The organism is Bacillus sp. G402, from assembly GCF_051172515.1.
Lineage (GTDB): Bacteria > Bacillota > Bacilli > Bacillales > Bacillaceae > Bacillus > Bacillus altitudinis.
Genome location: NZ_JBPIZC010000001.1, coordinates 454,134 through 480,144, shown reverse-complemented (window position 1 = coordinate 480,144; position 26,011 = coordinate 454,134). Strand labels below are relative to the sequence as shown.

Annotated in this window: 29 protein-coding genes; 1 reads left to right on the top strand and 28 read right to left on the bottom strand. The window is 41.1% G+C overall.

Annotated features, from left to right (window positions below; translation table 11 throughout):
- The 17 genes from ACSBQP_RS02630 to ACSBQP_RS02550 form a co-directional block, all read right to left on the bottom strand.
- Entirely contained in the window at window positions 1–510 is a 510-nt protein-coding gene (locus ACSBQP_RS02630; protein ID WP_025207533.1) for a YpoC family protein, read from the bottom strand.
- Window positions 507–1,169, bottom strand: coding sequence for an endonuclease III (gene nth / locus ACSBQP_RS02625; RefSeq protein WP_008344602.1), 663 nt, complete (start codon window positions 1,167–1,169; stop codon window positions 507–509). The genes ACSBQP_RS02630 and nth overlap by 4 nt, the downstream gene beginning before the upstream one ends.
- A 17-nt stretch (window positions 1,170–1,186) precedes the next feature.
- Window positions 1,187–1,891, bottom strand: coding sequence for a DnaD domain-containing protein (locus ACSBQP_RS02620; RefSeq protein ID WP_008344601.1), 705 nt, complete (start codon window positions 1,889–1,891; stop codon window positions 1,187–1,189).
- 97 nt (window positions 1,892–1,988) lie between these two features.
- Window positions 1,989–3,281 (bottom strand): asparagine--tRNA ligase, encoded by a 1,293-nt coding sequence (gene asnS / locus ACSBQP_RS02615; RefSeq protein ID WP_024718525.1) that lies wholly within the window; start codon window positions 3,279–3,281, stop codon window positions 1,989–1,991.
- A 116-nt stretch (window positions 3,282–3,397) separates the two neighbouring features.
- A complete protein-coding gene (gene tseB / locus ACSBQP_RS02610) occupies window positions 3,398–3,883 on the bottom strand; it encodes a cell wall elongation/penicillin-binding protein regulator TseB (RefSeq protein ID WP_007500889.1) in 486 nt (161 codons plus the stop codon).
- A 12-nt stretch (window positions 3,884–3,895) separates the two neighbouring features.
- On the bottom strand, window positions 3,896–4,066 hold the full coding sequence (locus ACSBQP_RS02605; RefSeq protein WP_008344594.1) for a YpmA family protein: 171 nt from the start codon (window positions 4,064–4,066) through the stop codon (window positions 3,896–3,898).
- A 132-nt stretch (window positions 4,067–4,198) separates the two neighbouring features.
- On the bottom strand, window positions 4,199–6,991 hold the full coding sequence (gene dinG, locus ACSBQP_RS02600) for an ATP-dependent DNA helicase DinG (RefSeq protein ID WP_156061360.1): 2,793 nt from the start codon (window positions 6,989–6,991) through the stop codon (window positions 4,199–4,201).
- Window positions 6,992–7,106: 115 nt separating this feature from the next.
- Complete coding sequence (panD, locus tag ACSBQP_RS02595; protein WP_017359738.1) at window positions 7,107–7,490, bottom strand: aspartate 1-decarboxylase; 384 nt, start codon at window positions 7,488–7,490, stop codon at window positions 7,107–7,109.
- The gene (gene panC, locus ACSBQP_RS02590) at window positions 7,483–8,349 is read right to left on the bottom strand and encodes a pantoate--beta-alanine ligase (RefSeq protein WP_060781139.1); all 867 of its coding nucleotides are present in this window, start codon (window positions 8,347–8,349) and stop codon (window positions 7,483–7,485) included. The genes panD and panC overlap by 8 nt, the downstream gene beginning before the upstream one ends.
- Complete coding sequence (gene panB, locus ACSBQP_RS02585) at window positions 8,346–9,185, bottom strand: 3-methyl-2-oxobutanoate hydroxymethyltransferase (RefSeq protein WP_008344587.1); 840 nt, start codon at window positions 9,183–9,185, stop codon at window positions 8,346–8,348. The genes panC and panB overlap by 4 nt, the downstream gene beginning before the upstream one ends.
- Before the next feature lie 199 nt (window positions 9,186–9,384).
- On the bottom strand, window positions 9,385–10,368 hold the full coding sequence (locus ACSBQP_RS02580) for a biotin--[acetyl-CoA-carboxylase] ligase (protein WP_050827330.1): 984 nt from the start codon (window positions 10,366–10,368) through the stop codon (window positions 9,385–9,387).
- Window positions 10,341–11,543 carry a CCA tRNA nucleotidyltransferase gene (locus tag ACSBQP_RS02575; RefSeq protein WP_035391671.1) on the bottom strand — a complete coding sequence of 401 codons (1,203 nt, stop codon included), beginning with the start codon at window positions 11,541–11,543 and terminating at the stop codon, window positions 10,341–10,343. The genes ACSBQP_RS02580 and ACSBQP_RS02575 overlap by 28 nt, the downstream gene beginning before the upstream one ends.
- Complete coding sequence (gene bshA / locus ACSBQP_RS02570; RefSeq protein WP_008344584.1) at window positions 11,536–12,681, bottom strand: N-acetyl-alpha-D-glucosaminyl L-malate synthase BshA; 1,146 nt, start codon at window positions 12,679–12,681, stop codon at window positions 11,536–11,538. Before bshA ends, ACSBQP_RS02575 begins: the two co-directional genes overlap by 8 nt.
- A 2-nt stretch (window positions 12,682–12,683) precedes the next feature.
- Window positions 12,684–13,388, bottom strand: coding sequence for a bacillithiol biosynthesis deacetylase BshB1 (bshB1, locus tag ACSBQP_RS02565; RefSeq protein ID WP_024718519.1), 705 nt, complete (start codon window positions 13,386–13,388; stop codon window positions 12,684–12,686).
- Window positions 13,375–13,794, bottom strand: a complete 420-nt coding sequence (mgsA, locus tag ACSBQP_RS02560) for a methylglyoxal synthase (RefSeq protein WP_024718518.1) — start codon at window positions 13,792–13,794, stop codon at window positions 13,375–13,377. Before mgsA ends, bshB1 begins: the two co-directional genes overlap by 14 nt.
- 17 nt (window positions 13,795–13,811) lie before the next feature.
- Window positions 13,812–14,615, bottom strand: a complete 804-nt coding sequence (gene dapB, locus ACSBQP_RS02555) for a 4-hydroxy-tetrahydrodipicolinate reductase (protein WP_017359745.1) — start codon at window positions 14,613–14,615, stop codon at window positions 13,812–13,814.
- Between the two features lie 5 nt (window positions 14,616–14,620).
- On the bottom strand, window positions 14,621–14,956 hold the full coding sequence (locus ACSBQP_RS02550; RefSeq protein ID WP_008344575.1) for a nucleotide pyrophosphohydrolase: 336 nt from the start codon (window positions 14,954–14,956) through the stop codon (window positions 14,621–14,623).
- A gap of 137 nt (window positions 14,957–15,093) precedes the next feature.
- On the opposite strand from ACSBQP_RS02550, the gene ACSBQP_RS02545 reads away from it, so the two are divergent.
- A complete protein-coding gene (locus ACSBQP_RS02545) occupies window positions 15,094–15,966 on the top strand; it encodes a YitT family protein (protein ID WP_435028162.1) in 873 nt (290 codons plus the stop codon).
- Between the two features lie 30 nt (window positions 15,967–15,996).
- On the opposite strand, the gene ypjB is transcribed toward ACSBQP_RS02545, so the two are convergent.
- The 11 genes from ypjB to hisC all read right to left on the bottom strand — a co-directional run bounded on the left by ypjB (window position 15,997) and on the right by hisC (window position 26,011).
- Window positions 15,997–16,803: a sporulation protein YpjB gene (gene ypjB / locus ACSBQP_RS02540; protein ID WP_277687682.1), complete on the bottom strand. Its 807-nt coding sequence runs from the start codon at window positions 16,801–16,803 to the stop codon at window positions 15,997–15,999.
- 65 nt (window positions 16,804–16,868) lie between these two features.
- Window positions 16,869–17,462, bottom strand: a complete 594-nt coding sequence (locus ACSBQP_RS02535; RefSeq protein WP_435028161.1) for a DUF1405 domain-containing protein — start codon at window positions 17,460–17,462, stop codon at window positions 16,869–16,871.
- A 102-nt stretch (window positions 17,463–17,564) separates the two neighbouring features.
- Window positions 17,565–18,332 (bottom strand): menaquinol-cytochrome c reductase cytochrome b/c subunit, encoded by a 768-nt coding sequence (locus tag ACSBQP_RS02530; protein ID WP_008344567.1) that lies wholly within the window; start codon window positions 18,330–18,332, stop codon window positions 17,565–17,567.
- A 41-nt stretch (window positions 18,333–18,373) separates the two neighbouring features.
- Complete coding sequence (gene qcrB, locus ACSBQP_RS02525) at window positions 18,374–19,048, bottom strand: menaquinol-cytochrome c reductase cytochrome b subunit (protein WP_003215804.1); 675 nt, start codon at window positions 19,046–19,048, stop codon at window positions 18,374–18,376.
- A gap of 2 nt (window positions 19,049–19,050) precedes the next feature.
- Entirely contained in the window at window positions 19,051–19,557 is a 507-nt protein-coding gene (locus ACSBQP_RS02520) for a ubiquinol-cytochrome c reductase iron-sulfur subunit (RefSeq protein ID WP_007500911.1), read from the bottom strand.
- A gap of 144 nt (window positions 19,558–19,701) precedes the next feature.
- Window positions 19,702–20,148 (bottom strand): YpiF family protein, encoded by a 447-nt coding sequence (locus ACSBQP_RS02515; RefSeq protein ID WP_007500913.1) that lies wholly within the window; start codon window positions 20,146–20,148, stop codon window positions 19,702–19,704.
- A 61-nt stretch (window positions 20,149–20,209) separates the two neighbouring features.
- Window positions 20,210–20,749: a ReoY family proteolytic degradation factor gene (locus tag ACSBQP_RS02510; RefSeq protein ID WP_008344562.1), complete on the bottom strand. Its 540-nt coding sequence runs from the start codon at window positions 20,747–20,749 to the stop codon at window positions 20,210–20,212.
- Window positions 20,750–20,824: 75 nt separating this feature from the next.
- Window positions 20,825–22,096 carry a tetratricopeptide repeat protein gene (locus ACSBQP_RS02505; RefSeq protein WP_035702924.1) on the bottom strand — a complete coding sequence of 424 codons (1,272 nt, stop codon included), beginning with the start codon at window positions 22,094–22,096 and terminating at the stop codon, window positions 20,825–20,827.
- Between the two features lie 289 nt (window positions 22,097–22,385).
- A complete protein-coding gene (gene aroA / locus ACSBQP_RS02500) occupies window positions 22,386–23,672 on the bottom strand; it encodes a 3-phosphoshikimate 1-carboxyvinyltransferase (RefSeq protein WP_046527075.1) in 1,287 nt (428 codons plus the stop codon).
- A 10-nt stretch (window positions 23,673–23,682) separates the two neighbouring features.
- Window positions 23,683–24,798 (bottom strand): prephenate dehydrogenase, encoded by a 1,116-nt coding sequence (locus tag ACSBQP_RS02495; RefSeq protein WP_035391662.1) that lies wholly within the window; start codon window positions 24,796–24,798, stop codon window positions 23,683–23,685.
- Between the two features lie 115 nt (window positions 24,799–24,913).
- Window positions 24,914–26,011 carry a histidinol-phosphate transaminase gene (hisC, locus tag ACSBQP_RS02490; protein WP_017359751.1) on the bottom strand — a complete coding sequence of 366 codons (1,098 nt, stop codon included), beginning with the start codon at window positions 26,009–26,011 and terminating at the stop codon, window positions 24,914–24,916.

Below are 26,011 nucleotides of genomic sequence, written 5' to 3'. Positions count from 1 at the left end.
TTAACGATTTTGTTTAAGCTTTCTGAGTGCTTCGTATTTTCCATACTGCTTTTTGAGCTCTGTGTATAACTCGTCCAATTGAATAAAGCAATGATATTGGGTAGGTTTAAGCAAAATAAACTCTAATCGTTCTGTCCAGTTAATGGGGGCTACTGGAAACGTCTGTTGTTTGATTTCCTCCCAATCAATGGTTTGAAGCTTCTCTCCTTTGATCCAGTAAAACATTGCAATCATACTGACAATGCCTTGCAGCATATCATCCTCTTCACACCGAGATTTTCTCGTTTGAAAGCGAGGAAGCATGTTGTCTTTTAATTCATTCCACAGATCAAACATCAAAGGAACAAATTCTTCCGTTTTCTGCCATGGTTGCTCATCTAGTAAAGGTTCTGAAGATAGATCAAATGCGAGTGGATTGTTTCTTAATATATCCTTCTTTTCGCCGCTTACCTCTACCTTTTTCTCTTTTAGCTTTTCGACATATGAGGTGAAAACAGCTGCCCCGCTCATGCCAGCTTCACCAGCCCTTTTTTCAGCCTCTTCTGCCCTTCTCTACACATATCAAGAAGTGGACAAGATTCACACTGCGGCCGCTGCGCCTTACAGTGATATCTACCGAAAAAGATGAGACGATGGTGGGTCACCGACCAATCCTCTTTTGGCACCTTCTTCATTAAGGTTTGCTCTACCTCAAGAACAGAATCCTTCCAGCGGCAAATCCCAAGTCGTTTGCTGACACGCTCGACATGTGTATCTACTGCAATGGCGGGAATTCCAAAAGCGACAGATACAACGACATTTGCTGTTTTCCGTCCAACCCCTGGGAGCTTGATTAGCTCATCTCGATCTCTTGGCACTTCACCGCCATAATCTTCAATCAGCATTTGGCTTAATTTTTGAATGTTTTTTGCCTTATTACGATAAAGACCGATCGAACGAATATCCTGCTGCAACTCTTCAAGCGGCACACTTAAATAGTCTTCTGGTGTTTTATATTTTTGAAATAGATGTTTGGTCACTTTGTTCACTAGAACATCTGTACATTGCGCTGAAAGTGCGACAGCAATCACTAGTTCAAATGGATTGGAATGAACAAGCTCACACTCAGCCTCTGGAAACATATCCCCTATAATATCTAAACATTCATTGATTTGTTTTTTTGATAACATGCCTTCTCCTTTATTGGTTATTGTTCCAGCCAATTATAAAAAGGAACTTGTCGTTTATATGAAGATGTTTCTTCTTTTGAAGGTGGGGCTTTTTGCTGCGAACGGAAATGCTGGCTATGCTCTTTCGCTTCTTCCGCTGTTTTCAGCCCTTTCTTTTTCCACTCAAATAAAATTCGATCTATATAGCGGAAATTTAATTTTCCTGATAAAACGGCTTCTCTTAGAGCAAGACGAATCATCTCAGCATCATGATGGTCTTGATCCATCCAGATCGAGAGTGTTTCCCCTTCAAGAGGAGAAAGTGGTCTGCCAAACTCATCTTCAAATAGCGCATATAAAGACTTTTCAGCCTGCACATGATTCTTTTGTACGTCTTTCGCCTGTTTTGCTTCTAAAAAGTCATACAGCACACCCCATAAGGGTTCTACCGAGTACCGGTCATGCTGAATACCAGACCTGTCTTCAAACGGCTGGATCGAAATAAACCCTTTTTGAATCAAATACTGCACCATATAAGCACATTCTTCGGCCGAAATGGTCATACCATGTGAAAGCTCTTCAAATGTCTGAAAAAAGACGCCTTGTTCTTCATTCATTTTAATCTTTAACATGACCATCATTTGTGATTCATTCAGTCCTAATTGCTCATAATGGGCAATCAGCAAATTAGGCAAACTGGTCGAACCCATTTTCTGCATATCTATAAATTGCTGCCTTTTCATCGGATACACCTCTTCACTTTCAGTATATCACGTTTTTTCATACGTGCTGTCCTTAAGACGTTTGAAAAAGCCTCCATATATTGGAGGCTTTCACGTCTTAAGGATATAAACGGTTTAATAATCTTGGGAATGGAATTGTTTCACGCACATGCGGCGCTCCGCTAATCCAAGCAACTGTTCGTTCAAGTCCAAGACCAAAACCTGAATGTGGTACAGAACCATATTGTCTTAATTCTGTGTACCATTTGTACGTTTCTTGATCTAATCCATGTTCTTTTAGTCTTGCTTCAAGCAGATCTAAATCATGAACACGTTCAGAACCGCCGATAATCTCGCCATAGCCTTCTGGCGCAATTAAATCTGCACAAAGGACGACATCATCGCGGTCTGGTGCAGGCTGCATATAAAATGGTTTTAATGAGGTTGGGTAATGAGTGATAAAGACTGGTTTATCATAGCTTTCGGCGATCGCTGTTTCATGTGGCGCACCGAAGTCATCTCCCCATTCGATGTCATCAAATCCTTTATCCTGCAAGAATTTAATCGCTTCATCATATGTGATGCGCGGAAATGGTGCTTTGATGTTTTCTAATTTTGCTGTATCACGGCCAAGTGTGTGCAGTTCTACTTTACAATTTTCAAGTACACTTTGAACAACGTGAGACACATAATTTTCTTGGTACTCAAGGTTCTCATTGAATTCAACAAATGCCATCTCAGGCTCGATCATCCAGAACTCGATTAAATGACGTTTCGTTTTCGATTTTTCTGCTCTAAATGTTGGACCGAATGAGAATACTTTTCCGAGTGCCATCGCAGCAGCTTCCATGTAAAGCTGTCCACTTTGAGAAAGATATGCATCTTCATCAAAATATTTAGTAGCAAACAGCTCTGTTGTTCCTTCTGGAGCACTTCCTGTTAAGATTGGCGGATCCACTTTCACGAAACCTTCTTGATGGAAAAACTCATATGTAGCACGAATAATTTCATTACGGATTTTCATAATGGCATGCTGTTTTTTAGAACGCAGCCATAAATGACGGTGATCCATTAAGAATTCTGTTCCATGTTCTTTTGGTGTAATTGGGTAATCTGTTGCTTCGTGAATCACTTCAATGGATTTCACTTGTAATTCAAAACCAAGTGGTGAACGTTCGTCTTTTGTTACTTGTCCTGTGACATAGACCGATGTCTCTTGTGTCACTGATTTCGCAAGCTTAAAGACTTCCTCTTCCACCTCTGCTTTTACAACGACTCCTTGAATAAAGCCTGTCCCGTCGCGAAGCTGCAAGAATGCAATTTTCCCGCTTGAACGTTTATTGGCAATCCATGCGCCGATTGTTACTTCTTCATCGACGTGTTTAAACACTTGATTAATAGTTGTTTTCAACATATTTCCCTCCAAAGCCAGAAAGAAACTCACCTTGTTAAATAGGTGTGATTCTTTTTTCATACATTTTATTATAACCGTTCTAAATCAGCATGGTCAACGCAAGACAGAAGAAACTACGGTGTTAAATTTTTTTCCACTCGTCCTGTCGTAAAATCAACATAGCTGAAACTATATTGGTTGTTCTCATTTAAGTACGTTACTTCCCAAAGGAGGACGTCACCTTCTCGTGCTAATTGAACATTTTTTAGCTTAGAAATGGTGTTCTCCTTTTGAACGGCTTGTACTGCTTGGTTTGAAGTAATGCCTTCTTTTGCTTTTTTGGCAATGACTTTTTCTTTTTTGCTGGCAGGTACCCACACATAGATCGCTTCGTTTTGTTTGTTTTTACCTTCCACAATAAATTGCTTTTCTTTCCCAACAAAGGTATCCACTTGCTCTACTTGTGCTAATGATGCTTGCTTTTTTGCTCGTTCAATCGCTGCCTCATGACCTTCTTCTTTTTGACCCATGGCCATTTGATAAATCCACGAAAAGCTAATGATGCCAATGAGTAAAACGAGCGCAGCAACGGATGAAATAATCCAAACTATTTTTTTCATGTCAAGCTTCCCCTATGTGCGATATATGGTAAATATCGCTTGATTTTGATCTTCTTGATCTAATGCTAATCCAAACATAAGATCTTCCCTTTTAAGCGTTCTGTTCAGTAAATCGACGATTTTGTATAGGTCTTCTGAATGCTTAATTTGAACAGTTGAAAGTACCTCTATTTTACTTTCCACTTCTAATTCCTCCTCGGTACGTAAATATTGTTAGTCATACTTTTCAATGTGAGAACCGATACTATTTTTACAACGGAACATAAAAAGCCGTTACGATAAATTAACTCCAAACCCACACCAGTGAAAGGCCGCTTATGACAGCGGCTTTTCGTTGTTAAGCTTTTCTATATACGCCTCAAGCGACTCTTTGGACATCTCGTGAACTGGCGCATGATGAAGTGATTCTAAAAATAGTTTTCCATACGAAGCGGTTTTCACTCGGCGGTCTAAAATCAGCAATGTTCCGATGTCTTTTTCCGAGCGCAGCAAGCGGCCGGCTCCTTGCTTAAAAGTTAACACAGCTTCCGGGAGAGCGACGGCTTTAAAGGGATTCTTCCCCTGTTTTTTTGCGGCTTCACATTTTGCTTCTATCAGCGGTGAATCAGGCGGTCGGAAAGGAAGCCTTGCCATAATAACGGTCGTTAGCTCTGAGCCAGGAAAATCCACACCTTCCCAGAAACTCCCTGTTCCTAGCAAGATGGCTTGCTTCGCCAATTTGAACATTTTTGTCAATTTTACAGGGCTCCCGCCTGTCAAACCTTGAGCAAACAAGGCCGATTGCATACCTTCTGATTTCAACTCTTCATACACTGCTTTTAACATCTCATGTGAATTAAATAACACCAATATTTTCGCTTGATCCTGCTTTTCCATGATCTTAATATATGTTGCAGCTCGCTTCACATATTCGCGTTCATCACGGTTTGTGATCGGCGGCATGTCAGCCGGTACAACGACCTTAAGCTGTTTTTCAAGTTCAAAAGGTGAATCAATTTGGACAAGGTGTGGGTAAAAATCTTGTAGGCCAAATCGTTCCAAGCAATAATCAAAGCGTCGATTGATGGTGAGCGTCCCTGATGTGAGGACGACGCTTTTTTTGTTCATAAAGAACCGATCAGCTAGCAGCTCCCCTGTATCCAGCGGCTGTGCGTGCATAAAGACAGCATTCTTGGCACCCTTTGCATCAATCTCAATCCAAACGGTTTCATCATTGTTTGGTTCAAAGATAAACCGGTACAGCGTACTGCAGAATGTCTGCATAAACGACATCACTTGATCGTATTCTTCTGCTTCAAATGCAAAGTGTTCTATGAACTGATCACTTTTGTGAAGCAGCTCATTTTTTTGCTGCTCATACAGTTTCTCACAAGCAATTAATAATGAACAAAGCTTACTCGCTGATTCTTTAATTCGGACCCACTGAGCATGTTTTGAATGATGACGGACTCTATGAATGAGACGATTGATGTCCGCTTTTGGTTTTGTCCTTTTGACAAAAGAATGTACGGTACTAAAAAATGCGTCACTTTCCATCTGAAGCTGCTGAAGATACTCGTCCATTTCAATAAAGGTGTCAGTTGATAAACCTGCCCCATGAAATCTCTTTTTCAATTTCTTAAGCAGCCCGCCATGCAAAGAGCCAAGCTGCGTTAATTTCGCATGAAGCTGGATATAAGACGCACTGTCACCTAGCGTTTCATTAGCTGTTTTTTCAAATTGGTGGGCCTCATCAATCACATAGACATCTGCATGTTGAAAGATAGAGGCTCCTTCCGTTTGGGATAAAAGCAGACGGTGATTCGTCAAAATTAAGTCAGCGGTTTGAGCCTTTCGTTTAGCCCGTTCATAAAAACAATGTTCTTTAAAACGGCGTTTTTTCGATGTAAATGGCATGTGTACACAGGAGATACGGTCTTTTATATTTGCAGCTCCTGACGGTAAATTCAGTTCAGACAAATCACCTGTTTCAGTGACAAGGAGCCACATTAAAATTTGCGCTTTTGTTAAGACAACATCATAGTTATCATCTTCCTCATGCAGCACATGCTCAAACTTATCTAAACAAATATAATGTGCCCGCCCTTTAAACACACAGGCGGCTGGCTCAAATGGGAGCAATTGCTTGAGTAGCGGAACATCGCGCTGAAGCATTTGCTGCTGCAGTAAAATAGAATATGTACTGATAATGACAGGTTTTCCTGATTTCTTTGCTTCTAAAGCAGCTGGTATAAGATAAGCGAGTGTTTTCCCGATTCCTGGCGCCGCTTCAATTAAAGCATAAGCTCTTTCATGGAACGCATCTCTTACTTTGTTCATCATCGTGAGCTGGCCTTCTCTTACTTCATAGCCTTCTAATGTTTGAGGAAGTTTCTCTTTTATCTCCTCAAACAGCTGCTCGTCGTCAGCGCCTACTGCATATGTCGATTCAGTGATAGGATTGGTCACATCTTTCACAGCAAAAGATCCTACTTCTACAAGCGAATCATCCTGACTCGTGTGATTGGTTTCAAGCTGCTTAATTAAAAGTCCTATATCACTTAGAAGATAAGAGGATAATCTGCGCAGCTGTTTTAACACATTTGGCGGTGTATTCCTTAATTGATGTAATAAGGTTAAAAATAACATGGCAGTAACTTCCGCATCACTATCCGCCCTGTGCGGGTGGTCATGTGGAAGCATGAGCTCTTCGCTTAATTCAGTTAACTTATAACCTTCAAGCTCAGGATAAAGAATTCTAGAAATTTCAACCGTATCAATCGCTAGCACATCCAGCTCATTTTTCCCGCATGCTTTTAGTTCATCGTTTAAAAAGTTCAAATCAAAATGAACATTGTGCGCAACAAAATAAGCGCCCTGTATGAGATCATACACCTCTTGGGCAATGTCCTCAAAAAACACCGCGTCATCAACCATGTGCTGCTTAATACCTGTCAGCTGTTCAATAAATCCAGGAATCGTTTTCCCTGGGTTCACATATTTTGAATACCGTTCGACAATTTGTCCATTTTCAATGACCACCGCAGCAATTTGAATGATTTTATCACCTTTTTTTGGTGAATTCCCGGTGGTTTCAATATCAACGACAACAAACCTTTGATCGGTCATAAAATGGACACCTCAATTCCTCGTTCCACTCATAGTGAAACACACTCTGGGCAATATAGCTGAAACAGAACAGCTTCCTTTTGATGAAACTGTTCTGTTTCCATGTGAGCGTGCGTTATAAAATCGTTCTCGCAGGCTCTTGCCCAATCATTTGTTCAATTTGATTTTGTTTATTTAACACGACCACTTTAGGTGTGTGCGATTTCGCTTCTTCCTCTGACAACATCCCATAAGCGATAATAATGACTTCATCTCCTGGCTGAACCAATCTTGCTGCCGCACCATTTAAACAAATGACACCGCTCTTTCTTTCTCCAGGGATGATATATGTTTCAAGTCTAGCACCATTGTGATTATTGACAATTTGCACTTTCTCATTTGCCATCATGCCTGCCGCATCAAGCAAATCTTCGTCGATAGTAATACTACCTACATAGTGTAAGTTTGCTTCAGTCACTGTCGCTTTATGAAGTTTCGAGGTCATAAAAGTTCTATACATGTTTTTCACCGCTTTCAGGAACATGGAAAATCACATTATCAATCAGTCTTGCCCGGGAGAACTTCACAGCAATGGCAATGATCACTTGCCCCGTTAAGTGCTGAAGGGGTTCAAGCTCTGGATAGGAGTAAATGTCAATATAATCGATTTCTCCACTTGTTTGAAGAATCTCCTCTTCCACTAATTGATAAATACGATTTACATCATGTTCACCCTTTTCTACAGCTGTCTGTCCTTTTTTTAATGCCCGGTATAAAGCAGGTGCTTCTTGCCTTTCTGTTTCAGACAAATACACGTTTCTTGAACTTTTCGCTAAACCGTCTTCTTCTCGAACAGTAGGAACAGACACAAGGTGAAGATCAAAAAAGAAATCCTTGATCATCGCATCGATAACAGCGACTTGCTGTGCATCCTTTAGACCAAAGTATACATTGGTTGGTGCGACAAGGTGAAACAGCTTTGTGAGCACCGTGACAACGCCGTCGAAGTGTCCTGGGCGTTTCTTCCCGCATAAGACGTCTGTACGCTTTTGAACAGTCATCGTAATCGATGGCTCATCTCTGTACATTTCCTTCACATCAGGTGTAAATAATATATCTACTCCAGCTTCTTCAGCAAGACGCTGGTCTCTTTTCATATCTCTTGGATAGGATTCAAAGTCTTCATTCGGTCCAAATTGCAATGGATTGACAAAGATGCTCATCACCACAATGTCATTTTGATCTCTTGCTTCTTTTGCAAGCGTAAGATGTCCTTCATGAAGGAAACCCATTGTAGGGACAAATCCAATGGAATGCTGCTTCTTTTGATGCTGCTTGATCATTTCTTTTAATTCATGAATATGGGAAACAACCTTCATTCCTTGATCCCCCCATATAAACCATCAAGGACTTCTTCTTTCATATGAAAGGTATGAGCATCCTCTGGGAATGTGCGTGCTTTTACTTCTTTTGTATATTGTATGAGCGCTTCTTCTAATACAGCATCGATTTGCGCGTATTGTTTCACAAATTTAGGTGTTCTAGACACGCCGTACCCTACCACATCATGGTAAACGAGAACTTGTCCATCTGCTTCAGCCCCTGCCCCAATTCCGATCACAGGAATCTTTAGCATGTCAGTAATCCGTTTTGTCAGTTCACCAGGTACACACTCTAACACAAGGGCGATGGCACCTGCTTCCTCACATTTCAGACTATCTTCAATCAATTTCTGTGCACTCTCTTTGTCTTTTCCTTGCACTTTATAGCCGCCAAGGACACCGACTGATTGAGGGGTGAGCCCTAAATGGCTTACAACAGGAATACCGCCTCTTGTAAGTGCTTGAATGGATTCAAATACTCCATCTCCACCTTCAAGCTTTAAGGCATCAGCACCGCTTTCTTGCATAATGCGTGCTGCATTTTTCATCGTTTCTTCTAATGAATAATGATAAGACATAAATGGCATATCCGTCACAACAAATGTGTCTTTTGCGCCTCTTTTGACTGCTTTTGTGTGATGAATCATATCATCCATCGTCACTTGCACTGTGGAATCAAGTCCAAGGACAACCATCCCAAGTGAGTCACCAACTAAGATCATGTCGACTTCCGCTTTTTCCGCTTGCTTTGCAGCTGGATAGTCGTATGCTGTCAGCATCACAATAGGTTCGTTTTGTTCTTTCATTTTGAAAAAATCTAACTTTGTCTTCATTTGTTCCTCCTCATTCTGGAGAGGAGATGGCTTGTCTGATCTCACACGCTTTTATCTCTCATGTGCAGACGAATCATCCCTCTGTCCAAGTCCCTTAGGATCAAGGCAGAAATTTATCGAATTTTTCTTCCTAACAGGTACAGTTCTTTTTCAGATACTGCCCACACGAAGTATATCAAAAATGTGCCGGGTGTTCCACTTAAGTTGACTTGATCTCAATGTCAGCGGAGTAGATGTTTTGGATTCCGCCCTCCGTTTCGAGTAAGAGAACGCCTTCATCGTTAATCCCAAGCGCCGTTCCAGCATATTGTCCATTGACGGTGCGTGCGATGATACGTTTTCCAATGGTCATCGCATACGATTCCCATAATTGTTTGATCGGAGCAAAACCATATGTCATATATTCATCATACCTTTTTTCAAAGGTGGACATGATGGTTTGAATCAGTGCCGCTCTGTCTACCTTTTGACCAAGCTCCATTCGCAAACTCGTCGCAACATCCTTTAATTCTTCAGGAAAATCATTTGCCGTCTGATTCACGTTAATGCCTGGGCCAATAATGACTGCGTGAACTTGGTCAGCTTCTGCTTTTAATTCAGTCAAAATACCAACGACCTTTTTTCCGTTTAGCAAAATATCGTTTGGCCATTTGATCGATGGACTGAGACCCGTTTGCTGCGCTATGGCTTCAGCGATCGCGACAGATGCTAAAAGCGTCATTTGCGGCGCTTTGTGCAACGGTATTTCTGGCCGGAGAATCAAACTCATCCATATGCCTGTCCCATTTGGTGAGTGCCACGTTCTTTGAAGGCGTCCTTTTCCGTTTGTCTGATGATCACTGACAACAAGCGAGCCGTGCGAGGCTCCTTTATTGACGAGGTCATGGGCAATGAGCTGAGTTGAGGCGACTTCTTCTTGAAAATAAATATGCCTGCCAAACAGCTCTGTTTCCAAACCAAACAGAATTTCGTCTTCACTAATTTTGTCCGGTTTACGAAGCAGCCGGTATCCTTTTCTTCTGACCGCTTCGACCTCATATCCCTCTTTTCGCAAATCCTCTATATGCTTCCATACTGCCGTTCGGGAGCAGCCAAGCTCATCACATATTTGCTGGCTTGAGACAAAATCTTGCTCAGATGCTGTAAATAGTTCAATTAATCGTTTTCTAATCGCTGATCGCACGCTATGAGCCACTCCTCTATGGCTTCTTTTCGGTTTTCAAGCTGGTTTTGCAAAACGGCTTTTTTCACAAAAGCAAGCTCTTCTGCAATCCATTTACCAGCTGGCTTTTGCCGAAAGGCCATCAAATCTTTTCCTGACACTGCAAGGTCTTGAAGCTGTTTAATCGGCAGCGCATCATATGAACGTTTCGCCGCCTCCAGCTCATCAAAGAAAATGCGACGCTCATGTTTGAGCTGCGTGATTTTCATACTAGAAAGCAGGACATGTTCACCAGCTTCAAACATTTTTTCCGCATCCCAGTCACAATCAACATATTTGCTAATAGCAACGGCTTCTTTTAAAAGTTTCGTTGATAACTTCCATTCTTTTAAAAAGGACACCGCCTCCGCCTCATCTAGACCAAGTAAATGGATAAAGGCTCCCCACACCTCATCTAACCCATCCAATAAATAATACGGGAAAGCTTGGAACGTTTCATTCAGCTGATCCTTTTTGAGGCCGGGCAATTCTTCATACAATTTGGTGGAGATGAGCACCTTGATGGCTTGCTCACAGTAGCGGCCTTTTAAAAGTTTTTCCATTTCGATTTTTTTGCGTTCAACAGAGATGTTGGCAAGCAGATGTTTATCTTTTTTCATTGCTTCTTCCGTCTCTTTAGAAAGCTCAAACCCGAGCTGGCTTAAAAACCGCACCGCTCTCATCATCCGAAGCGCGTCTTCTTGAAAGCGGCACGCAGGATCTCCAACCGTTTGAATTCGTCTCCGCTTAATATCCCGCTTGCCGCCTACATGGTCAATGATGTCACCATGAATATCCATGGCTACTGCATTGATCGTTAAATCTCTTCTTAAAAGATCTTCTTTTAGTGATGAAATAAACGCCACTTCTTTAGGCCGGCGAAAGTCTTCATATTCTGATTCAGTCCGAAACGTAGTGACCTCATAGCTGACCCCGTCAAGTAAAACAATAACAGTGCCATGCTCTTTGCCGACATCTACTGTTTTATCAAATAAAGACTCCACCACATCAGGTGTGGCATCTGTCGCAATATCGATATCCCCAACTTCCCTGCCTAAAAGGACATCTCTCACCGCACCGCCGACAAAATAAGCTTGATACCCATGTTCGTGCAGTGTATGTAAAATAGGGATCGCATGTGTGAATGGTTCATTCATCTTCAACATCACCTTCGATCAATTCTAAGTAAAGCTCTTCATACTCTCTCACAATTTTGTCAGAAGAGAAATTGGCTTCCACACTAGACTTGGCTGCCATCGATATTTGCTGATGGAGCGCATTGTCTTTCAGAATAGTGATGGCATGTTTTGCTGCTCCATCTACATCACCAAGCGGAACAAGGAATCCTGTCTCTCCATGTGCAATCACCTCTGGAATTCCTCCAACGTCTGTTCCTATACAAGGTACTCCGCATGCCATTGCTTCAAGTAGTACAAGACCAAAACTCTCTTTCTCAGAAAGCAGCAGCTTCAAATCACTAATCGAATAGAGCTCCTCCACTTTCTCTTGCTTTCCTAAAAATAACACGCGGTCCGTTAATCCAAGCTTTTTCACAAGCTCGCAAACAACCGATTTTTCAGGTCCGTCCCCAATCAGTAGCAGTTTTGCATTCACCTGTTCAGAAATCTGTTTAAACACATGGATCACGTCATGCACCCGCTTCACTTTACGGAAATTTGATACATGAATGACGACCTTCTCATCCTGCAGAAGACCATAATGCGTCTTCAGCACTTCGTGATCTTCACGCAAATATACGCGCTCATCGACGAAATTATGGATCGTATCAATTTTTTTATTCGGTTTAATCAGATCGTATGTCTGCGCAGCTAATGAATGTGATACAGCCGTTACGCGGTCAGATGATTCGATCGCAAACCGGATGACTTCCTTTAAAGATGGGTCATAGCCTAAAACCGTAATATCCGTCCCGTGAAGCGTGGTGACGACTTTGACAGACTGTCCAGTCATTTGCTTAGCTAAGAACGCACAGACGGCGTGAGGGACCGCATAATGCGCATGAATAATATCAAGCTTCTCTCGTTTTGCCACTTCTGCGAGTTTACTTGCCAGTGCAAGGTCATAAGGCGGATATTGAAACACAGCATATTGATTGACATCCACCTCATGAAAATAAATATTCGGATACACTTTATTGAGTCTAAACGGAATACTCGAGGTAATGAAATGAACATCGTGCCCTTTTTCAGCTAAACGTTTTCCAAGCTCTGTGGCAATAATGCCCGATCCGCCAACACTTGGATAACAAGTGATTCCGATCTTCAATTTTTTCATAATTACCCCCCAAGTAAGTCATCGTCCATCAAAAGTGGCTTCTTTGTCAGAAACCCTTCTGCAAAAGGTTTATTGACTTCCCTTCCATACATCGACTCTCTCATTTTGACAAAATCGATATAACCATTTACAAGCGGTGTCTCCACTGAACTCTCTGTTTTGACAAATTGGCTTTTATACGCATGTAAGCTATCAATTTTTTGCTTCATCTCGTCTGAGATATCGATCACAAAATCTGGACGATGGTGGCCATTAATCATGTAATAATACATCTGGCTTATTTTATGCGCTGGCTGCTTGTATGAATCTTCAAATTTATGTATACCTGCAGAAAAAGCGGCCTCTTCTACAAGTGAACCCGCATGACCATGATCAGGATGTCGATCTTGGTGGTGCGGGGCAAAAATAAGTCTCGGTTTGTATGTTCGGATGACACCTGCAATTTCTTTCATCGCTTCGTCATTCAGATAAAGTCCTCTATCTGGCAACGTGAGCTGGATTCGAGTCGTGACGCCTAAAATGGCAGCGGCTGCTCTGGCCTCTTCTTTTCGGCTTTCAACCGTTCCGTTTGAAGATAATTCAGCCTGAGTCAAGTCACAAATCCCAACACGTGCCCCTTTTTTTACGTATTTTGCAATCGTTCCACCCATACCGATCTCTACATCATCGCTATGGGCACCGAATGCAAGGATATCAAGTGGTTTCATGCGTTCCTCCGTTTTTTGCTACATCTCGAAAATCAAACGTACCTTTATTTAAATTCCTGACTAAAATTTCAGCAGTCCCCATATTGGTTGCTAATGGGATGGCATACACATCGCAAAGCCGGATGAGTGCAGATACATCCGGTTCATGCGGCTGTGCAGTGAGAGGGTCTCTAAAAAAGAGCACAAGATCCATTGCATTATCAGCAATCATAGCACCGATCTGCTGATCTCCTCCAAGTGGTCCTGATTGGAAACGATGAATGGGCAGCCCAGTCGCTTCTTTCACTCTTAAACCTGTGGTTCCTGTTGCATAAAGTGTATGATCGGCCAAAATATCTCGATACGCAATGGCGAATTGAATCATGTCACTTTTTTTCTTATCGTGAGCGATTAAAGCAATGTTCATCAGGGGTCCACTCCTTATTAGTCGATAATATTTTCTAAGCCATAGACGAGTTGATCAATATGCATCACCTGTTCAACAGAAAGCTTCACACCTGACATAAATGATGCACGGTTATAAGAATCATGACGGATCGTGAGCGTCTGTCCGTCCATTCCAAACAGCACTTCTTGATGTGCAATCATGCCTGGAAGTCTTACGCTGTGAAGGCGGATGCCATCATAATCTGCTCCTCGTGCACCTTCGATTAGTTCTTTTTCTTCAGGGTGCCCCTGCTTTTTGCTTTCTCTTACTTCTGCGATCATTTCAGCTGTTTTTAGTCCTGTACCGCTCGGAGCGTCCAATTTTTTATCATGATGAAGCTCAATGATTTCAACATCAGGAAAATAATTTGCTGCCATTTTGGCAAACTTCATCATTAAAACAGCACCAACAGCAAAGTTAGGCGCAATAATACAGCCTATCCCTTTTTCTTCTGTTAATTGCTGAAGTTCTTTTAGGTCGTCTTCTGAAAAACCTGTTGTGCCTACGACTGGACGTACGCCATGTTCAAGGGCTTTTTTTGTATGTACTTTCCCGATTTCTGGGGTCGTCAAATCAATTAATACATCCGGTGCTGTTTCTGAAAGACACACGTCAATATCCGTATAAATGGGCGCATCAGATGTTGTATGAAGCACATCAGATAGCTTTTTCCCCTCATGTGTGTGATCAAGTGCTGCTACCAGTTCAAAATGGCTTGTTTCTTCTGCCAGCTTGACAGCCTCTATCCCCATTCTTCCTCTTGCTCCAGCGATTACGACTTTGATGGTTTGATTCGTCATCTTCTCTACTTCCCTTCTTTTTTCGTCCAGCGGTCTTTGTCTCTTGTATTGAATTTATGCATCACACGATCATGGGCTTCTTCAAGTGATATATTGAGTGAATTGGCAAGGCATGTTAACACAAACAGCACATCGCCAATTTCTTCTTCCATGCTTTTTTCTGTTTCCGTTGTTTTTTTCGGCTTTTCTCCATAGTAATGGTTGACCTCTCTTGCCAGCTCACCTAATTCTTCTGTCAGACGGGCCATCATGGCAAGCGGGCTGAAATAGCCTTCTTTAAATTGTCCTATGTAATCATCTACTTCTTGCTGCACGTGACGCAGCGTTTTTTCATTCGTCATGAAGCTCATCCTCCTATCCATCTCTTACATGTTAGCGAAATCATAAATATTTGACAAATGTTTAAAACTCAGTTTGCTTGTTTCTCTTCCATACCATATAATATTATCGCTGTCTAAGCAAAAAAAGGAGTGATCTTTTGCTAAAAGAAATTCGTCTTAAAAATATCGTATTTATTTTAATAGGATCTGCGATTTTTTCTTTCGGCCTTGTTCATTTTAATATGCAGAACAACTTGGCGGAAGGCGGATTTACAGGTATCACACTGCTTTTATATTTTCTATTTCACATTGATCCATCTATTTCAAACCTTGTGTTAAACATTCCGATCTTTTTTATCGGCTGGAAAATGCTTGGCAGAACCATGTTTACATATACAATTGTCGGAACCGTCAGTCTTTCTGTCTTTCTAGCCATCTTCCAGCGCTTTCAAATACATATGCCTCTTCAACACGATTTAGCCTTAGCCGCACTCTTTGCAGGTGTGTTTATCGGAACAGGCCTCGGAATCATCTTTAAATTCGGCGGGACAACAGGTGGCGTTGACATTATTGCAAGACTGATCAATAAACATTATCAAGTTGCAATGGGAAGAACGATGTTTATCTTCGACGCGTGCGTCATTACCATCTCTCTCACCTATTTAAATTACAAAGAAGCCATGTATACACTTGTTGCCGTATTTGTTGCTGCAAAAGTCATCGATTTCATGCAAGAAGGCGCATACGCTGCCAAAGGAGCGATGATTATTTCTGAAAAGGATGACATCATTCAAAAGAAGATCACAGAGGAAATGGAGCGCGGAGTGACCATTTTAAAGGGTGTCGGCTCCTATACGAAACAGGAACGCAACGTTCTTTACTGCGTCGTTCCAAAAAATGAGCTTGTCTACCTCAAGAGTGTCGTAACTTCCGTCGATCCTCATGCCTTTGTATCAGTGAGTGACGTGCATGACGTACTTGGTGAAGGCTTCACATTAGATGAACATAAAAAGCCGCTCAATCCCCACTAAAAAAGAAGCCCGATAACGGTGCTTCTTTTTTTATGACTTTGGATAATCGGCTTGTCGCTTTTGCGTTTTTTCTTTTTCAGCACGGTATTTCCTAAACCCAACATACGTTAAAGTGAGTAAAATCATACTTCCTGTTGTTAAAATGACCCATAAAAGCGATGGATCCGCTTCATCTTGATCAACGTTCGCAAACACACTTGATAAATCTTCTTCGAGTTTCGTGAGACGCTCAAGCTTTGTCCCACTAGATGCTTTTAAAAATTCACCTTGTTCAATTACTTCCATGTGCTGCTTAATTGTTTGTAGCTTTTCAGGCGAGATATCAATGGTTAAACTCGGATAAATCATATCATACAATGAAACCAGCTCATTCCAAGTTTCATAGAACGTCGTCGATTCTGGATCTTTTACTTCTTTCTTTAATGTCGGAAAAGACCCCATAATCGGCTTCTCGAGAGATCCCCAAAGAGGTTCTGAATTTGATTGTATCGCATCGAGAAGCATTCTAAACTGAGAGGCATACCGAAGTTTTTCGCGCTCATTTAAGTCTTCCTGCGGGAGTCCTTTAATGATATCTTGATAGCCAAGTGTAATTTGCCGAACCTGCGTATTCGTCAGAGTTCCACGCCAATTCTCAGCTTTAAATGTCTTTTCAGCATACAATGCAACTTGTAATGCCTCATCATATTTAGCTTGTCTCGTTAATTGAAAGATTGAATCTGATAGTTCCGTTAATTCTTGCAGCGCTTTAGCAGCTGTTGTTTCCTCACCTTTTGCAGCAGCTGGATGCAAGACGAGAAATAATAATAGAATCATCGCGATTGACTTTCGTTTCATGCAAGTCCCTCCTAGCCTTTCTCCATACAGCGTATGAAGAAAAGGACAAGGTTAGACCAACATTGTTAAGGGAGTTCAAGCTTGACCGATTTTTTCGAGATGACAAGATAATACGAAACAAGAATAACGGCCATACTTAACCAAAACGTCACGTAGCCGATCTCATTTGAATAGGCAGAAAGCATAGAATAACGCGGCATCATTCCAAATACATAATCAATCACATCATTATGTAAAATCCATATCCCTGCTACAACCAAATGACGCATGTGAAAACGATAATACGGCGCAAATAACACAGCCTGTACCGCCATCGCAAAGTGCGAACCAATTAGCATATATCCTTCCCACGGAAAATCATCAACAGAAACGAGCACGAAAAGATTCATCCCTACAGCCCATAATCCATATTTGATCAAGGTGACAAGGGCCAGCGCTTCAAAATAAGGAGCATGGCGTTTCATTAGAAAGGCTAGTAATACAAATAAAAAGAAAAAGCTTGCCGTCGGACTGTCTGGTACAAAAGGTAAAAAGACAGCCGGCGTCTCAACGAGCTGCGGGATATACCAGTAGTAGCCGTACACAGTACCAAGAAAGTTGACAATGAGCACGAGCACAAGCATGTAACGTGTGGCTAGCAGATATTGAATCCATCTCATATTTCTCTTCACTCACGATCTGTTAAAATCAGAAAAAAGCTGACAGCGCCAGCTTTTTTCTCCTTTTGAGTATATCCTTGTACTTACATTTAAACAACTGAATTATTTAGATTTGACCTCAGATAAATATTTCGAGAGCTTTTCAAGTTCTTCATCGCTGCCTTTAAAAATGCCCTTAGGCATGTTGCCTTTTCCTTCTACAGCGATTTTCGCAATTTCCTCTGGTGCTAAACCATTATCAACAAGCGACGGTCCAGCTGCACCGCCTTGCATATTATCTCCGTGACAGGAGATACATGTCTGCTCTTGATAGATTTTATACTCTTCAGCTGAGGTATCAATCTCTGCTTCTTTCTTGATTTCACCTTGCTTCGCAGCTGCTTCCCAGTCATGAGTAGCAACAGACTCCCATGTTAAATAGGTTGCTGCACCAACTGCAAGAATCATCATTCCAACTGCAATTGGTCTTCGATATGGCCTACGTTCAGGACCAGAATCAAGAAATGGTGCGAGTAAAAGAGCACCAAACGCAATTCCAGGCATAATCATTGCGCCAACCACTGTATAGCTCCCTGCAGCAAACTCATATTTTAACAACTGGTATAAAAATAGGAAATACCAGTCTGGCAGCGGAATATAGCCCGTATCTGTCGGATCAGCCATCCGCTCAAGCGGAGGTGCATGAACAACAGTTAGGACAAGAAATCCAATTAAAAAAACAGCACCTACAAGCCATTCCTTTAAAAGAAAGTTCGGCCAAAAGGCTTCGGTTTTTCCCGGATATTCGGAATAGTCTTTAGGTATGTTAGGTTTTCTTTCTGCCGGTATTCTGGAATCTCCGACAAACTTCATCCCTTTTCCCCTATGCAAAGTCATCCCCTCCTCATTGAACATTCATCAAACGCAAAATTTTACAGCGGTCCAGAAATTCCTTGCTTACGAATCATAATAAAGTGGGCAGCCATCAGCCCAAATAATGCCGCTGGCAAGAAAAAGACATGGATAGCGAAAAATCTCGTCAGCGTTTGTGCACCTACAATGTCAGGATGACCTGCAAGTAGCGTTTTAATCTCTTTCCCAATGAAAGGTGTCGCCTCTGCAATTTGAAGACCAACCTTCGTCGCAAATAGCGCCTTCATATCCCACGGTAAAAGATATCCTGTAAAACCAAGTCCAAGCATCACAAAGAAAATGAGCACACCGACAATCCAGTTTAGCTCTCTAGGCTTTTTATACGCCCCTTGGAAAAAGACCCTCAGCGTATGTAAAAACATCATAACAATGACTAGACTCGCACCCCAGTGGTGCATCCCTCTAACAATCTGTCCGAATGCCACTTCATTTTGCAAATAATAGACAGATTCCCATGCGTTTTTAATATCCGGTACATAATACATCGTTAAAAACATGCCCGAAAGGACTTGAATGACCGTCACAAAAAACGTTAAACCGCCAAAACAATACACAAAAGCAGAGAAATGATGTGCTGGATTGACGTGCTCTGGCACTTCATGATCCGCAATGTCTCTCCATATCGGTGTGATGTCCAGCCGCTCATCTACCCAATCGTAAATCTTGTTAAGCATCGTTACCCTTCCCCTTTCGGCACAGCTTTTCCAAGATAGAGGTATCCGTCCTTCACTTGCTGCTTATAATGATCAAGCGGTGCAAGCGGTGGAGTTCCGGGTACGTTTGTACCATCCTTGTCGTACAGCCCATAATGGCATGGGCAGAAAAATTTGTTTGGATTTTTCGGATCACTGTTCCAGTTCACTGTACATCCCAAATGTTTACAGATTGGCGATAAAGCGACAATTTCATCCCCTTCTTTGTACACCCATGCAGACCTAGATTCCTTTGACTCATACCATGCATCTACTTGATCAATTTTAAAGTCAAAGCGCTTCGGTTCTTTTGTCAGTTCATCTACACTGACAACTTGAACCATATCCTGATCCTCTGTTCCTTTTAGCACAGGGTCAAGCGCAAAGCGAACCATAGGCATGAGCATTCCAGCGGCCATAAATCCCCCCACGCCGGTCAACGTGTAATTCAAAAATTGACGCCTGGACACTCCATGTCTCTTCTCGCTCATTTTTTTCTCCCCCCCTCAGGTCGTCAGCTACTTTATAACTGAATTAGAAAAAATTTCATAAAACTAGGACACCCTCATAATATATCAATCTATTCACAAGGTCAACAGCCTAAAAAGCTATGTACAATGCAAATGTAAGGGTTTTTATGAAGGGTTCCATTTTTGTAACAAAAAGTTCAAAATTTGTTCTACACTGTCTTGAATGACTTTTTGCTTTAAATTGACCTTTAAATGCTCAAGCGGAACAGACTGCAATATAAATGCCGATTCACTCACTTCTAGCTGTTCTTTCCATTTGTTATCAGATGTGATAAACACAACATGCTGAAAATGTTCTTGCAATGATTGTTTTACTGCAAGTATGTCTTCTTGCTTACGATGATTTACTTCTAAATATGTATGTGGAGGAAAAAGAAACACTCTGCCTTTCAGTTGCCTTTCAAGATCCTCTGCCACAAGCATTGTAAACTCACCTAAAGACACGGTTTGTTTGATATGGCTTGCATCTATCCCAACTAATGGAATGATAGCGGTATCAATGTAATCTTTAGATTGTAAAAAGAGATCCGCGTCCTCCGCCTGAAACTTCATCTAGTTCCCCTCTTTCATCACATAAGCCCTGCCTGTATAGGGCAAGGCTTATTGGCTTGGTTTATGATAATAGGCTTAATTCTTTTGCTAACTTATTAAATGTTTCTTGATCATGACGGTCAAGCGCTTCATCGATTTCTTTCATCAGCCGTTCTTTTTGGAAAGTAGCAATAGAATGCTCTAGCACTTTCTCAGCAAGATCTTTATCTTTTTCATTTTCATAAAGATCTTTAGGAATATGAGGATTTGTTTCAAGTACAGCGGCATATTCCGGCGAACGATATGCAGATCGGAAATTCAATTGAATAAACAAATCTTGCTGTTTATTCAAACGAATATCATGAAATGATTTTTCTGCATCTGTCGTCATGATATTTTCTTTATAAAATCTAAAGGGAACTTCATCCACACAGTGTGTTGACATAATAATTCCCCTTGGGCAAAATTCTGCTTGCTCTACAAAATGAACCTTTTCCATCAAAGAGTCGTGACTCATTAAATAATTTAATATCCAAACACACTCTCTTCGCTTTAACTGATAATGGTTTAAGAACCACCGGATAAATTCCTTCTTTTCATTGACAGAAACAGGGGTCTGCATGTTATTCCCTCCTCTATCGTAAATTAAATTGCTATACATGAATTATTCAACAAACCAGTTCTTCATTCCTGCAAACTATAAGGAAATTTCGTCTTCAATTCTTAAAATCGTTTCTTCAATTTCTTCATTCGTGCCATCTTTCTGAAGAACTTTTCGTAATAACGGCAAGGCTTCTTTTTGTCTGCCTTCTTCTAAAAGGAACGAAGCATATTCATATAAAAAGTCACGTTCCTCATCAAAATCAGGCAGAGCAAGTTTGAAATACTCAGCGGCTTCATCATATTCTTCTCGTCCGACAGAAGCAGAAGCAGCATACCAATTCCATTTTGGATCTTCTTCCCCAAAACTTTTAACCTCTTTAATCACATCCAGAATTTCATCAAACAGCTCTTCATTTAAATAGATCGCAAGCAGCGTTTGAACCGCTTCAATATATCCTGGATCAAGAGCAAGTGCTTCTTGAAGCAATTTTTTCGCATCTTCCGAATGGCCATTTTTCAAATCAATCTTTGCCCCATATAAATATAACTCTTTGTTATACTCATCCACTTTAATTCCTTCTTTTACTATCTCTAAAGCTTCATGATATAGTCCTTCTTCCTCATAGCTTTTAGCTAAAGGCATATAAAGTGACGAATACGAAGGATCAATATCTTTTAGTTCAGAAAGCTGCTGAATAGCCGTTTTCGTTCTGCCAGCCCTCATCGCTGTAAATCCGTAGCCAAAAAGTGTATTTGGATCCACTTGATCCTTTACAGCCTTTTCATACCATTCAAGGGCATCTTCAAATTCTCCAGCTGTGCTTAATGATTCAGCGAGCCGCTGATATACATTGACACCGCCAATTTCATTTTGTTGATCGGCCACTTTGTAGAAATAGTCGGCTGCTTTCTTTGAAAGGCCTTGAGAAAAATACAATTCCCCTAAAGCAAAATCAATGACGGCTTCATGAGGTAGTAACTCTTTCGCTTTTAAAAGCTTTTGTTCACTGACTTCAAATAGTCCTTGCATTTGATACAAATCTGCCATTAACAATAAACTCTCTGGATACGCATCGTCATCTTCAGGAATCGTTTCAAGAACTGCTATTGCCTTCTCTTCTTCATCAGAGTCTATTAACAACTCTGCATAAAAACAGGTTAATCCTGTTTCTTCTGGATATAAATCATGTAAATCACTAATGAGATTCCGCGCTTTATCAATATCTCCCCAGTCATAATATAACTGAGCTGCCTGCGCTTTTTCTTCATCATGAAGATGCTTCTCTGCTTGAGCAAGTGTTTGGAGTCCCTTTTCAGTCTCACCCGCCTCAACTAATTTTATGGCTTCTTGTAATGAACTATTCAAATCAAACCGTTCCTTTCTGTTTCCAAAAACCTAAACTGTTGTTACTTCATATCATAATCGACAGCTGCATATCCAGCAAATATGTTGCTCTTTTAACATGAAGCCATTTTTGTGTTTTGAAGACTCTTTTTCAATCAATACTTTACTAAACTGACGATTTGTAAACCGAATACACTAAAAAATTGTTTTTGAATCAGCAAAATGCTCTTTTTCAAGGTTTCACCTTGAGACAAGCTATGCTATAGTTCTTTCAAATATGCAAAAGGAAAGAAAAAGCCTGAGGAAATCCTCAGACTGTTTGCGTTAAGTATTCAATGTGTTCAAAGAAATTTGGGTAAGATACACGTACTGCATCTGTATCTTCAATCTCGATTGCTTGCTCTGTTATACATGCCGCAATTCCTAACATCATACCAATTCGATGATCTCCGTAGCTTGAGACGACTGCGCCGCCTTTAAGGCTCGTTTTACCATGAATCTTCATTCCATCATCTGTTGCTTCAATATGAGCACCTAGTTTTTTAAGTTCTGAAACGACTGTATCAATACGATTGGTTTCTTTCACTTTTAATTCAGCGGCATCTTTAATGATCGTTGTTCCTTCTGCTTGAGTAGCTAGGAGCGCAATAATAGGAATTTCGTCGATGAGTCTAGAGATCATATCACCTGAAATGTCGATCCCTTTTAATGAAGAGGTAGAGATCGTTAAATCACCGTACGGTTCTCCGCCTTTAGCATCCACTTCTTGAATGTCGAGGTCTGCACCCATTTGTTTTAGCACATCTATAATACCAGTTCTCGTTTTGTTCAAACCGACATTTCTCAATACAATCCGGCTGTTTGGAACGATAGATCCAGCCACTAAGAAAAATGCAGCTGAAGAAATATCTCCAGGGACAAATACATCTGTTGCTTTTAACGTTTGTCCACCTTCAATTGCAACACTTTGTGCATCTTCATGTAGCGAGACACCAAACATTGATAACATTCTTTCGGTATGGTCTCTTGATTTATGCGGTTCAGTTAACGTCGTTGTTCCTTCTGCCTGCAGCCCAGCTAGAAGGACAGCCGACTTAATCTGGGCACTGGCAACTGGAGACTCATAAGAGATAGCTTTTAAATTACCCCCACGTATAGAAAGTGGTGTATACTCGCCATTTGCTCTGCCATCTATCTTGGCTCCCAATTGTTTTAGCGGACCTGTTACCCGTTTCATCGGTCTTTTGGCAATACTTTCGTCTCCGATCAGCGTACTGTGGAACTCACAGCCAGCCAAGATTCCCATCATTAAACGAATGGTCGTGCCAGAGTTACCAACATCGAGAATATCGCTCGGCTCTTTAAGTCCTTTTAGTCCCTTACCATGAATGACAACATCTGTACCTTTTTGCTCGATGTCTACACCCATCTTTCTAAAACAATCAATCGTGCTTAAACAATCAGCGCCAGGAAGAAAGTTTTTTACTACTGTAGTCCCGTCAGCAATAGCGCCAAACATCACAGATCTATGAGAAATGGATTTATCTCCTGGAATATGAATTTCTCCATTCATAGGAGCACTTTTATGAATTTTCATGTTCCTCACCTCAATCAGCATAAAATGTATCGTAATTTGCTCTATTTTTTATACAGAGTTCTGCCCGCTTTCGATCGTCATCTGTTTGAAAACTGATGCGTAAAATCCCGTTAATGTCTTCTCGCGTTTCAATAATACGGATATTTGTAATACTAATGTTTTCATTTGCTAGATATCCTGTAATTTCCGAAATAACACCAGGATGATCCGGCACATCGACATAAAGATCATAAAAAGCAGGGATCGCTCCTTTTTTCCTCAGAGGCAGGCCGTCGCGATATTCCTTGGCCTCTTGGAAATAAGAGAATAACCCCTCAGCATCTTCTTGTTGCACAAAGGATTCAATGCGGTCAATCTCTTTTTTCCATTCATAGAACCGGTCTAAAATCTTGTTTTTATTATGCAAAAGGATATCGCGCCACATTGCAGGATTACTTGATGCAATACGGGTAATATCTCGAAAGCCTCCTGCAGCAAACCGTTTTACAAGAGGAAATTCTTCTTCAAAATGATGCGCTTGATGCACAAGACTGGCAGCGACGATGTGTGGAAAGTGACTAATCACACTTGTCACAGCATCATGTTCTTCGGGTGTCATTTCAATGAAATGAGCATTGGTTCCCTTCAGCAGATCCTTCAAACGGTCAACAGCCTGACGACTTGTTACCTTTGCTGGCGTTAAAATGTAGAATGCATTTTCAAATAAAAAGTCTTTCGCTGCAATGACACCTGATTTATGAGACCCTGCCATCGGATGCCCGCCAATAAATTGGTAATGATCAGGCAACGTTTTTTCAGCAAAGTGAACGACCTTTTGCTTTGTGCTCCCTACATCCGTAATCGTGAGCTCTCTTTCAATTCCAGATGCTGCAATATCACTTAACATTTTGACGGTTTGTTGTACTGGCGTTGCCAAAATAATCGTTGCTGCTTCATTTAAGCCTTCCATAAAGGACTCGGCAGTCGCGTCGATGATCCCTAGTTTTGTTGCAGCAATCATTTGTTCTTTAGAGACATCATAGCCTACAATTTTTTTATGTGGAAATTCTTTTTTAATCGACAGTGCAATAGAACCACCAATTAAACCGAGCCCAGCGATTAATATGGTTTCGTTTGCTTCATTCATGTTCATCACCTGATTTTTCGCGAAAATTAAACAAGCTGTTTCTAGCTTATATGTATATTGGATGAGTTACAACGAAAGCCATATCCCATAAACAGGATATGACTTCATTGTTATGCTACGCACGAATGCCTTGTAATAAATCGGCAAGTGTAGTTAGGATTTCTTCATTTTGCTCCTTTGTTCCAACAGTAATACGTAAAGAAGTTGGGAATCCGAGAGCTTGACCAGATCGAACGATATAGCCCTTTTTCAAAAGTGCATTGAACAGCTCATCTGCATCTCTTTTAAAATCAATCAGCACAAAGTTTGTTTGAGATGGATAGATAAATAATCCAAAACGGTCTGCAAATTCTTGATATTGTTTAAGACCTGCTTCATTTTTTTGTCTGCACGATTGAATGAAGTCTTGATCTTTAATGGCTGCACGTGCAGCTGCCTGAGCGATACGACTTGTATTAAATGGCTCTCTCGCAGGTTCAATGGCGGTAATCAATTCCTCTGAAGCAACCCCATAACCTACTCGAAGTGCCGCAAGTCCATATGCTTTAGAGAATGTGCGCAATACAATGACATTTTGATAGGCTTTTAATAGAGATAAACTGTTCGGAAAGTCTTCTGCGCGGACATATTCAAAATATGCTTCATCTAGAACGACAAGCACATGAGCAGGCACTTGATCTAAGAACGATACTAGCTCAGATTCTGACAAATGATTTCCTGTCGGATTGTTCGGGTTACACACCCAAACGACTTTTGTGTTGTCATCCATCGCATCCAGCATTCCCTTTAGATCATGAGCTCCACCATTTAGAAGTGGTACTTCTCTAATCTCTGCATGCTCAATTACTGCATTGTGACGGTATTGCGGGAATGACGGAGATGGGATCACCGTATTTGTATGTTGATCAAGGAATGCCCTAGCAATAATTTGCACAAGTTCATCTGAGCCATTCCCGAATATTAATTGTTTTTCATTTACTTGAAGAAACTCAGCCAGTTCCGTTCTTAAACTTGCGCTGTATCCGTCTGGATAAATCGCTAAATGTTCAAGTTCAGCTTGTATAGCCTCTCTTGCATGTGTGGAACATCCAAAAGGGTTTTCATTTGAAGCCAATTTCACAATTTTGTCTAATTGATATTCTTTTTTGACCTCTTCAATTGGTTTCCCAGGTTGATACGGTTTTAGCTGTTTTAATTGATCTTTGATTTGCAA

What these genes read in the sequence shown, in the direction of transcription:
- ACSBQP_RS02630 (WP_025207533.1), bottom strand. Translation starts at nt 510, where the DNA reads ATGAGCGGGGCAGCTGTTTTCACCTCATATGTCGAAAAGCTAAAAGAG.
- nth (WP_008344602.1), bottom strand. Translation starts at nt 1,169, where the DNA reads ATGTTATCAAAAAAACAAATCAATGAATGTTTAGATATTATAGGGGAT.
- ACSBQP_RS02620 (WP_008344601.1), bottom strand. Translation starts at nt 1,891, where the DNA reads ATGAAAAGGCAGCAATTTATAGATATGCAGAAAATGGGTTCGACCAGT.
- tseB (WP_007500889.1), bottom strand. Translation starts at nt 3,883, where the DNA reads ATGAAAAAAATAGTTTGGATTATTTCATCCGTTGCTGCGCTCGTTTTA.
- dinG (WP_156061360.1), bottom strand. Translation starts at nt 6,991, where the DNA reads ATGACCGATCAAAGGTTTGTTGTCGTTGATATTGAAACCACCGGGAAT.
- panD (WP_017359738.1), bottom strand. Translation starts at nt 7,490, where the DNA reads ATGTATAGAACTTTTATGACCTCGAAACTTCATAAAGCGACAGTGACT.
- panC (WP_060781139.1), bottom strand. Translation starts at nt 8,349, where the DNA reads ATGAAGGTTGTTTCCCATATTCATGAATTAAAAGAAATGATCAAGCAG.
- panB (WP_008344587.1), bottom strand. Translation starts at nt 9,185, where the DNA reads ATGAAGACAAAGTTAGATTTTTTCAAAATGAAAGAACAAAACGAACCT.
- ACSBQP_RS02575 (WP_035391671.1), bottom strand. Translation starts at nt 11,543, where the DNA reads ATGAATGAACCATTCACACATGCGATCCCTATTTTACATACACTGCAC.
- bshA (WP_008344584.1), bottom strand. Translation starts at nt 12,681, where the DNA reads ATGAAAAAATTGAAGATCGGAATCACTTGTTATCCAAGTGTTGGCGGA.
- bshB1 (WP_024718519.1), bottom strand. Translation starts at nt 13,388, where the DNA reads ATGAAACCACTTGATATCCTTGCATTCGGTGCCCATAGCGATGATGTA.
- mgsA (WP_024718518.1), bottom strand. Translation starts at nt 13,794, where the DNA reads ATGAACATTGCTTTAATCGCTCACGATAAGAAAAAAAGTGACATGATT.
- dapB (WP_017359745.1), bottom strand. Translation starts at nt 14,615, where the DNA reads ATGACGAATCAAACCATCAAAGTCGTAATCGCTGGAGCAAGAGGAAGA.
- ACSBQP_RS02550 (WP_008344575.1), bottom strand. Translation starts at nt 14,956, where the DNA reads ATGACGAATGAAAAAACGCTGCGTCACGTGCAGCAAGAAGTAGATGAT.
- ypjB (WP_277687682.1), bottom strand. Translation starts at nt 16,803, where the DNA reads ATGAAACGAAAGTCAATCGCGATGATTCTATTATTATTTCTCGTCTTG.
- ACSBQP_RS02535 (WP_435028161.1), bottom strand. Translation starts at nt 17,462, where the DNA reads ATGAGATGGATTCAATATCTGCTAGCCACACGTTACATGCTTGTGCTC.
- qcrB (WP_003215804.1), bottom strand. Translation starts at nt 19,048, where the DNA reads ATGCTTAACAAGATTTACGATTGGGTAGATGAGCGGCTGGACATCACA.
- ACSBQP_RS02520 (WP_007500911.1), bottom strand. Translation starts at nt 19,557, where the DNA reads ATGAGCGAGAAGAGACATGGAGTGTCCAGGCGTCAATTTTTGAATTAC.
- ACSBQP_RS02515 (WP_007500913.1), bottom strand. Translation starts at nt 20,148, where the DNA reads ATGAAGTTTCAGGCGGAGGACGCGGATCTCTTTTTACAATCTAAAGAT.
- ACSBQP_RS02510 (WP_008344562.1), bottom strand. Translation starts at nt 20,749, where the DNA reads ATGCAGACCCCTGTTTCTGTCAATGAAAAGAAGGAATTTATCCGGTGG.
- aroA (WP_046527075.1), bottom strand. Translation starts at nt 23,672, where the DNA reads ATGAAAATTCATAAAAGTGCTCCTATGAATGGAGAAATTCATATTCCA.
- ACSBQP_RS02495 (WP_035391662.1), bottom strand. Translation starts at nt 24,798, where the DNA reads ATGAATGAAGCAAACGAAACCATATTAATCGCTGGGCTCGGTTTAATT.